We start from the raw sequence: 714 nt of genomic DNA on the forward strand, positions 1-714 counted from the left end.
ATGGTGTTATTGATGAGTTAGTAAATCAATTAGACAAAGCAGGTAAATTAAGTGATGTCGCGTCATTTAAGGAAGCGATTCACAATCGAGAATCACAAAGTACAACTGGTATCGGCGAAGGTATTGCTATTCCACATGCGAAAGTAGCCGCAGTTAAGTCTCCAGCTATCGCATTCGGTAAATCTAAAGAAGGTGTAGATTACCAAAGTTTAGATATGCAACCAGCTCATTTATTCTTTATGATTGCAGCGCCAGAAGGTGGCGCCCAAACACATCTAGATGCTTTAGCTAAGTTGTCTGGTATTTTAATGGATGAAAATGTACGCGAGAAATTATTACATGCTTCATCACCTGAAGAAGTACTAGCGATTATAGATGAGGCTGATGATGAAGTGACAAAAGAAGAAGAGGCAGAAGCTGAAGCACAACAAGTTGCAACTGCAGAACAATCATCTAAACAATCTAACGAGCCATATGTGTTAGCAGTAACTGCTTGTCCAACAGGTATTGCACATACGTACATGGCACGTGACGCATTGAAAAAACAAGCGGATAAGATGGGTATTAAAATTAAAGTAGAAACGAACGGTTCAAGCGGCATTAAAAACCATTTAACTGAACAAGATATTGAAAATGCAACAGGTATCATTGTTGCTGCTGATGTTCATGTTGAGACGGATCGCTTCGATGGTAAAAATGTCGTAGAAGTACCAG

Annotated in this window: 1 protein-coding gene; it reads left to right on the top strand. The window is 39.4% G+C overall.

Annotation, left to right across the window (positions count from 1 at the left end):
- Positions 1 to 714, top strand: a 714-nt coding sequence (locus tag IDG60_RS27950; RefSeq protein WP_206161039.1) for a fructose PTS transporter subunit IIA, incomplete at both ends; no start/stop codon positions are given.

The organism is Staphylococcus sp. EG-SA-2, from assembly GCF_017152085.1.